This window comes from Actinomycetospora cinnamomea, assembly GCF_003096675.1.
Classification (GTDB): domain Bacteria; phylum Actinomycetota; class Actinomycetes; order Mycobacteriales; family Pseudonocardiaceae; genus Actinomycetospora; species Actinomycetospora cinnamomea.
On record NZ_QEKW01000028.1, the window covers coordinates 40,587 to 48,148 of the forward strand.

The following is a 7,562-nucleotide window of genomic DNA, read 5'->3' on the forward strand; positions in this document are numbered from 1 at the left end:
GATCGGGCCCGCGGACTACCCGCTCACGACGCCGGCGCACCCTCCTCGGGACGTGTGAGCAGTCCGATGACACGCTTCTTGACCAGGACGCCGACGACCAGGCCCACGACCACCGCCACCGCCAGCGCGACCCACGAGCATCGCCGGAGCCAGGTCTCGGCCGCGACGCCGAGCGCGTAGACCGCGGCGGTCGTCCCGAACGTCCACAGCACCCCGCCGACGAGGTTCGCGGGCATGAACTTCCGGTACGGCATCCGCAGCGCGCCGGCCAGCGGGCCCGCGAGGATCCGCAGGATCGCGATGAACCGGCCGACGATCACCGTCGCCACGCCCCAGCGCGCGAACGCCCGCTCCGCGAGGTCGACGTGCGCCGGCCCGAAATGCCTGGGGAACCGCCGGCCGGCCGCGTGGAGCAGGGTGATGCCGTATCGGCGCCCGACGGCGAAGCCGATCGAGTCGCCCACGACGGCGCCGAGGAGCGCGGCCAGTGCGACCCACACCGCCGACACCGCGAGCTCCGGCCGCGTGGCCATGAGCGTCGCGCTGATCAGCACGACCTCGCCGGGCAGCGGGATCCCGAAGCTCTCGATCCCGACCACGCCCAGCACCGTGAGGTAGACCGCCAGCGGTGGGACGGTCTGCAGCCACTCCGCGATCACCGCGTCCACCCTCCGCCGGCACCGGGGCCGCGGATGAGCATGACGCACCGTGGCGAGCAGCGACAGCCGTTGGGTCGGAAGTGCTACAACGCGGGCCGGGAAGCCGACGCTCCGTGACGGCGACGGTGCGTCCCGTCAGCCGCTGCGCAGCACCCGGCTCCGCCCCCGGAACTCCGCGATCACCTGGCCGTCGCGCGGACGGGCGACGGTGACGTCGTAGACCCCGCTGCGCCCGAACGCCACGCGCTCGGTCGCCACCGCCTCCAGCACGTCCCCCGTGCGCGCCGACGCGACGAACACGATGTCCGCGGCCGCCGCGACCGCCACCGGCCCGGGGCTGTTGCACGCGCACGCGAACGCCGAGTCCGCGAGCAGGAACAGGTAGCCGCCGTGGCACATGCCGTGGCCGTTGACCATCTCGTCGGTGACGGTCATCGTCAGCCGCGCCCGGCCGTCGACGGCCTCGTGCAGCTGCATGCCGAGCTTCCCCGAGGCCGCGTCGTCGTCCCACATGCGCTGGGCGGCGGCGCTGATGTCACCCACGGGAGCCCTCCCGCTGGTCCGATCGCTTCGCCACCAGCGTCAGCACGTCGTAGCGCGCGACCGGGTCGCCGGCGGCGTTGGTGACGTCGGCGTCCCAGCGCACCTCGCCGTAGGCGGCCGACGCCCGCGGCGAGATCTCCTTGGCGGTCAGCGTGATCGTCAGCTCGTCGCCGAAGCGCACCGGCGTCAGGAACCGCAGGTTGTCCACGCCGAAGTTGGCGAGCACGGGTCCCGGCGCCGGGTCGACGAAAAGGCCGGCGGCGAACGAGACGACGAGGTAGCCGTGGGCCACGCGCTCGCCGAAGAACGGGTTCGCGGCGGCCGCCTCGGCGTCGAGGTGGGCGTAGAAGGTGTCGCCGGTGAACTCGGCGAAGTGCTCCACGTCCTCCTCGGTCACCCGCCGCGGGCCGCCGACGACGGTGTCGCCGGGGCGCAGGTCCTCGAGGTGCTTGCGGAACGGGTGGACGTCGGTGACGGTGCGCCCGCTGCCCGGCACCCAGCGCCCGGTGATCACGGTCAGCATGTCCGGGCTCGCCTGCACCGCGCTGCGCTGCATGTGGTGGGCGATGCCGCGCAGGCCACCGAGCTCCTCACCGCCGCCGGCCCGGCCCGGCCCGCCGTGCACCAGCTGCGGCATCGGCGAGCCGTGCCCCGTGGACTCCCCCGCGTCGTCGCGGTCGAGCACGAGCAGCCGCCCGTGCCACGGCGCGACGCCCAGCACGACCTCGCGGGCGAAGTCCGGGTCGGCCGTCACCACCGAGCCCGCCAGCGACCCCTGCCCGCGCGCGGCGAGGGCGATTACCTCGTCGGTCGAGGTGTAGGGCAGCACCGTCGACACCGGCCCGAACGCCTCGACCTCGTGCACCGCCGCGGCGTCCGCGTCTCCCCGCAGCAGCACCGGCGAGAGGAACGCGCCGCGCTCGGCGTCGCCGCCGCGGACCGCGACGTGCTCGGGGTCGCCGAAGGCCACCTCGGCGGCGTCGGTGAGCGCCTTGAGCGAGCGGCGCACCTCCTCGCGCTGCTCCAGCCCGGCGAGCGCGCCCATCGTCACCTCGGGGTCGGACGGGCTCCCGACGACCACCTGCCCCAGCCGCTCCCGCACCGCCTCCACCACCGCGTCGGCCTGCTCCGCGGGCACGAACGCGCGCCGGATCGCCGTGCACTTCTGCCCGGCCTTCACCGTCATCTCGGTGACCAGCTGGGTGACGTACAGGTCGAACTCCGGGGTGCCGGGCGTGGCGTCCGGGCCGAGGATCGAGCAGTTCAGCGAGTCGGCCTCGGCGGTGAAGCGCACGGCCCGCGCCGAGAGCACCGGATGGGTGCGCAGCCGCCGGGCCGTGGACGCCGAGCCCGTGAACGAGACGAGGTCCTGCTCGGTGAGGTGGTCGAACAGGTCGCCGCCAGAAGAGGATGTGAGAGAGCCCGCCAGGAACTGCAGCGCGCCGTCGGGCAGCAGCCCCGAGTCGACGATCAGACGGACCAGCTCGGCGGTGAGGAACGCCGTCGGCGACGCCGGCTTCACGATCGACGGGACACCCGCGAGGAACGCCGGCGCGAACTTCTCCAGCGGCCCCCAGCAGGGGAAGTTGTAGGCGTTGACCTGCACCGCGACCCCCTGCAGCGGGGTCAGCACGTGCTGGCCGACGAACGTGCCGCCCCTGCTCATCGGCACCAGGTCGCCGTCGAGCAGCACCCCCGCCGACGGGAGCTCGCGCTTGCCCAGCGACGCGTAGGCCGCCAGCACGCCGATGCCGCCGTCGACGTCGAACTTGCTGTCGCCCTTCGTCGCGCCCGTGCGCGCGGACACGGCGTAGAGCTCCTCGCGGTGCTCGCGCAGGTACCCGGCGAGCGCCTTGAGCAGCGACGCACGCTGGTGGAACGACAGCTCCCGCAGCGCCGGTCCGCCGACCCGCCGCCCGTGCTCGGCCACCGCCGCCATGTCGATGCCGTCGGTGGCCAGGCGGCCGACCTCCTCGCCGGTGACGGCATCGTGCATCGGCCGCCCCGCGGTGTCGGCGGCGGACGGGGTCACCCACCCGCCGCGGACGTGGCTGGACAGGACGCTCATCGGGCGGACCTCCGGCTAGCTGTCGTAGTCGACGGTGACCTCGTCGGACACCGGCAGGGACTGGCAGGTGAGCACGAAGCCGGCGTCGACCTCGTCGGGCTCGAGGGCGAAGTTGCGCCGCATCCGCACCTCACCGGCGGTGACCTGGGCGCGGCACGTACCGCAGACGCCGCCCTTGCACGCGAACGGGAGGTCCGAGCGCACGCGCTGGGCGGCGTCGAGGATCGGCTCCGTGCGGGGCAGCGTCAGCACGCTCTCCCGGCCGTTCACGACGACCCTCACCGTCGCGCCCGTCCCGTCGTCGGTGTGCTCGTCCTCGGCGCGGTGCACCTCGGGCGGGGGCTCGTCGACGTAGAACAGCTCGCGGTGCACCCTCTCGCGCGACACCCCGAAGCCCGACAGGACCTCGCCGGCGGCCTCGACCATGCCCAGCGGCCCGCACAGCCACCAGTGCGCGACCTCACCCACCGGCACCAGCGCGCCCACCAGCGTGCGCAGTCGGTCGGCGTCGAGGCGCCCGTTGAACAGGTCGGCGGCGGTGGGCTCGCGGGAGAGCACGTGCACGAGCTGCAGGCGGGGGCCGTAGGCGTCCTTGAGGTCGGCGAGGTCCTCACCGAACATCACCGTGTCCGAGCGCCGGTTGCCGTAGAGCAGCGTCACGCGGGTGTCCGGGTGCGCGAGCACCGTCGCCGCGATCGAGAGCACCGGTGTGATGCCCGAGCCGGCAGCCACGAGGACATGGTGGGCCCCGAGCGAGCCGTCCGTCGGCGGGGTGAAGCGGCCCTGCGGCGGGCCGACCTCGACCTCGTCGCCCGGCGCGAGGCGGTCGACCAGCCACGTGGAGAACAGGCCGTCGGCGACGCGACGCACGCCGATCCGCGGCGCCTCTCCTTCGGGAGCACAGATCGAGTACGAGCGGCGCTCCTCCCCGGCGGGGGCCTCGCGCCGCACCGTCAGGTACTGCCCGGCGCGGAACCGGTACTCCTCGCGCAGCTCGTCGGGGACGGTGAAGCGCACGGCGACCGCGTCCTCGCAGAGCCGCTCGACGTCGGCGACGCGCAGGCGGTGGAAGCCGGGAGCCGCCTCGGTGGGGCGGTCCTGGGTGGCGGCGGCCGTCATCAGATCTCCTTGACGTGCTCGAAGGGCTCGGCGCACGACCGGCAGCGGCGCAGCGCGGTGCAGGCGGTGGGCCCGAAGCGCGAGACCTCCTCGGTGTCGCGCGCGCCGCACTGGGGGCAGGCGACGGTGCGCGACGGCGGTGCCAGGGTCAGCGGGACGGCGCCGCCCGCCGCCTGCGGACCGATGCGGTCCGGCGGGGCCACCCCGGCGTCGGCGAGCTTGCGGCGGCCCTCGTCGGAGATCCAATCGGTGGACCACGGCGGGCTGTAGGTCGTCCGGACCTCCACGCGCTCGTGACCGGCTGCGTGCAGCGCCCGCCGCAGGTCGGCACGCATCTCGTCCAGGGCCGGGCAGCCGGAGTACGTCGGTGTCAGCGTGACGACCACGGTGCCGTCCTCGGCGGTCTCGACGCCGCGCAGCACGCCGAGATCGGCGAGGGTCAGCATCGGCATCTCGGGATCGACGACCTGCTCGGCGGCCGCCCGGGCGTCGAGGATCGCGGTCACCATGTGGCCTCCGGGTGCGCGCGGGCGAGCGACTGCATGACGGCCAGGACGGCGCCCAGGGCCTCGGTGTGCACGCCGTCGCGCCCGCCCCGACCGCCGACGAGGCCCACCGCCGGACGCCCCGGGCGGGTGAGCCTCGCCGCGGGCAGGACCTGGTCGAGCACCGCGTCGACGTCGGCCCGCAGCGCGGCGGGGTCGACCGCGACGCCGGCCGCGACCAGCCGCTGCTCGACGGGGTGGGCGAGGAAGAGCTCCTCGACGAACGGCCACACGGCGTCGAGGCCCGCCTGCATCCGCGCGTGCGAGAGCTCGGTGCCATCGCCCAGGCGCAGCACCCACTGGGCGGCGTAGTCGCGGTGGTAGGTCAGCTCCTTGACCGCCTTGCCGGCGACCGCGGCGAGCACGGGGTCACGCGAGCCGGTCAGGCGCTGCATCAGCGCGAGTCGCCACGACGCGAGGAGGAGCAGCCAGGCGATCGTCTGCCCGAAGTCCCCGAGGTCGGTCTCGACGAGGGTGACGTTGCGGAACGCGCGGTCGTCGCGGAAGTACGCGAGCACGTCCTCGGCGTCCTGCGGTCCGTGGCGGAAGGGCTCCGCGGCGCCGAGGTGCCCGGCACGGGCGAGCAGCACCCGGGCCTGCCCGAGCAGGTCGAGCGCCGTGTTCGCGAGCGCCACCTCCTCCTCGAGCTCCGGAGCCTTCGTCGTCCAGCCGGCCAGGCGCTGGGACGCCACCAGGGCGTCGTCGGCGAGCATGAGGCAGTAGGTCGCGAGGTCGTCGCGGTCGGCGCCCTCGGGCGCCGGCGCGTCGATCGCGGAGGACCCAGCGGTGCCGGCGTCGAATCCGGTGCCGAACGCCCAGCGGCCGTCGTTATCGGCCGTGGCCAGGGCGTCGTAGACGTTCTCGTCGGCGTGCAGGTCGTGGCCGTCCATGTGGCGAGCCATCACAGGTGCGGGACGTCGTCGGGGATCGCGTAGAACGTGGGGTGCCGGTAGACCTTGTCCCCGGCCGGCGCGAAGAACGGGTCCTTCTCGTCCGGGCTGGACGCGGTGATCGCGTCGCCGCGCACGACCCAGATGCTCACGCCCTCGTTGCGCCGCGTGTAGAGGTTGCGGGCGTTGTGCAGGGCCATCGTGTCGTCCGGGGCGTGCAGCGACCCGACGTGCACGTGGTTGAGGCCCCGCTTGCCGCGCACGAACACCTCGTACAGCGGCCAGGTCGCCTTCGGCGTGCCGTCGAACCGCGGCTCGCCCTCGACGTGCGCGGTGGTGTCGTCGGCCATGCTCATGCCGCCGCTCCCTCCGTCCGACGGGCCTGCTTGGCGGCGTAGGCGCTGGCCGCGTCGCGCACCCACTGCCCGTTCTCGTGCGCCGCCCGGCGGTGGGCCAGGCGCTGGGCGTTGCAGGGCCCCGCACCCTTGACGACCTGCGCGAACTCGTCCCAGTCGATGTCGCCGAAGTCGTGCGCCTGACGCTCCTCGTTCCACCGCAGCTCGGGGTCCGGCAGCGTGACGCCGAGCGCCCGCGCCTGCGGGACGGTCATGTCGACGTAGCGCTGACGGAGCTCGTCGTTCGTGTGGCGCTTGATCCGCCACGCCATCGACTGCTGGGTGTTGGGCGAGTCGCCGTCGGCCGGCCCGAACATCATCAACGACGGCCACCACCAGCGGTCCACGGCGTCCTGGACCATCGCGCGCTGCGCGTCGGTGCCGTCCATCAGCGTGCGCAGCAGCTCGTAGCCCTGCCGCTGGTGGAACGACTCCTCCTTGCAGATGCGCACCATCGCCCGGGCGTACGGCCCGTAGCTCGAGCGGCACAGCGGGACCTGGTTGACGATCGCGGCGCCGTCGACGAGCCAGCCGATGACCCCGATGTCGGCGAAGGTCAGGGTCGGGTAGTTGAAGATCGACGAGTACTTCTGCTTCGAGTCGATCAGCTTCTCGGTGAGCTCGGCGCGGTCGACACCGAGGGTCTCGGTGGCCGAGTAGAGGTACAGCCCGTGGCCGGCCTCGTCCTGCACCTTGGCCAGGAGGATGGCCTTCCGCCGCAGACTGGGGGCGCGCAGGATCCAGTTGCCCTCCGGCTGCATCCCGATGATCTCGGAGTGCGCATGCTGGGCGATCTGGCGGATCAGCGTCTTCCGGTAGCCCTCGGGCATCCAGTCGCGCGGCTCCACCCGACCCTCGGCGGCGACCGTGCGCTCGAAGTCCGCCTCGAGGTCGCGGGTCTGGTCCTCGGACACCGTCATCGGCGGCCACCTCCGTACCGAATGTTCGTTCGGTTGCGATGGTGACGCATCGGGGTGGGGTCTGTCCAGCGAGCGGGCGGGTGGGGAGCGAGGGTCACCCTGACTGCCTGCGCTGCCGCTCGGGCGCCCCGCACGCCCGCGGGCCGGGTCGCTGGTGGTCGGCCCGAGGTGACATACGCACAAGATCGCGTCGGGACCGACGAGGTCGATGGCTGGGTGACGAGGCGTCGGTGGTGCCCGCGGCGAGGCGGCCGGCCGGTTCGACGGTCGGGCCTCGGGCTCGGCCTCGTCCGGGCCCGGGCCCGCGGCCGGGTCCACCCGTACCGACCTAGTGCCGCGGCAAGGAACGTCGACGTCGTAACACGGCTTGATCAGGATCTTGAAGGGTTGGAGGCTGTCGCCCGAGGAGGTGGGCGATGGCAC

General features: G+C 73.7%; 8 protein-coding genes. All 8 read right to left on the reverse strand.

The features are described from left to right. Positions 1–23: 23 nt before the first annotated feature. The 8 genes from C8D89_RS27325 to paaA all read right to left on the reverse strand — a co-directional run bounded on the left by C8D89_RS27325 (position 24) and on the right by paaA (position 7,139). Entirely contained in the window at positions 24–659 is a 636-nt protein-coding gene (locus C8D89_RS27325; RefSeq protein ID WP_165825969.1) for a DedA family protein, read from the reverse strand. A gap of 135 nt (positions 660–794) precedes the next feature. Further along, positions 795–1,172: a hydroxyphenylacetyl-CoA thioesterase PaaI gene (gene paaI / locus C8D89_RS27330; protein ID WP_116711311.1), complete on the reverse strand. Its 378-nt coding sequence runs from the start codon at positions 1,170–1,172 to the stop codon at positions 795–797. A gap of 22 nt (positions 1,173–1,194) precedes the next feature. Next, positions 1,195–3,270 (reverse strand): phenylacetic acid degradation bifunctional protein PaaZ, encoded by a 2,076-nt coding sequence (paaZ, locus tag C8D89_RS27335; protein WP_116711294.1) that lies wholly within the window; start codon positions 3,268–3,270, stop codon positions 1,195–1,197. Between the two features lie 15 nt (positions 3,271–3,285). Further along, positions 3,286–4,389, reverse strand: a complete 1,104-nt coding sequence (gene paaE, locus C8D89_RS27340) for a 1,2-phenylacetyl-CoA epoxidase subunit PaaE (protein WP_116711295.1) — start codon at positions 4,387–4,389, stop codon at positions 3,286–3,288. Continuing rightward, a complete protein-coding gene (gene paaD / locus C8D89_RS27345; RefSeq protein ID WP_116711296.1) occupies positions 4,389–4,898 on the reverse strand; it encodes a 1,2-phenylacetyl-CoA epoxidase subunit PaaD in 510 nt (169 codons plus the stop codon). Before paaD ends, paaE begins: the two co-directional genes overlap by 1 nt. Beyond that, entirely contained in the window at positions 4,892–5,824 is a 933-nt protein-coding gene (paaC, locus tag C8D89_RS27350; protein ID WP_116711297.1) for a 1,2-phenylacetyl-CoA epoxidase subunit PaaC, read from the reverse strand. Before paaC ends, paaD begins: the two co-directional genes overlap by 7 nt. An 11-nt stretch (positions 5,825–5,835) precedes the next feature. Then, the gene (paaB, locus tag C8D89_RS27355; protein ID WP_423717296.1) at positions 5,836–6,174 is read right to left on the reverse strand and encodes a 1,2-phenylacetyl-CoA epoxidase subunit PaaB; all 339 of its coding nucleotides are present in this window, start codon (positions 6,172–6,174) and stop codon (positions 5,836–5,838) included. Positions 6,175–6,176: 2 nt separating this feature from the next. Beyond that, positions 6,177–7,139: a 1,2-phenylacetyl-CoA epoxidase subunit PaaA gene (paaA, locus tag C8D89_RS27360; protein ID WP_116711298.1), complete on the reverse strand. Its 963-nt coding sequence runs from the start codon at positions 7,137–7,139 to the stop codon at positions 6,177–6,179. Between the last annotated feature and the right edge of the window lie 423 nt (positions 7,140–7,562).